The sequence below is a fragment of the Candidatus Accumulibacter vicinus genome, assembly GCF_000584955.1.
GTDB classification, from domain to species: Bacteria; Pseudomonadota; Gammaproteobacteria; order Burkholderiales; family Rhodocyclaceae; genus Accumulibacter; species Accumulibacter vicinus.
Window position 1 is genome coordinate 44,024 of record NZ_JDSS02000027.1, and the last position, 221, is coordinate 44,244.

At 61.5% G+C, this 221-nt stretch carries 1 pseudogene; it reads right to left on the reverse strand.

Features of this window, described 5'->3' with window-relative positions:
* Nucleotides 1-221 (reverse strand): annotated as a pseudogene (locus tag CAPSK01_RS12670) (hypothetical protein); the annotation flags it as partial.

Below are 221 nucleotides of genomic sequence, written 5' to 3' on the forward strand. Positions count from 1 at the left end.
CGTAAGCCGCCGGGCAACGGTACTTCAGCGTGTCTCGATCGGCTTCAAAGCCCTGAAAGCCGAGATAGGGCTCAAAGGGAATCACGTGGGCTCCGACCGCTGGCTTCTTCGCCACGGGAAGCATTTCAAACCCGCACAGATTCATCAGCGCCGGGTTGCGGCCAAGTTCCCGCCGTAGCGAGGCGATGCTCGGATGTTGGAAGACCACCCCGGCGATCACC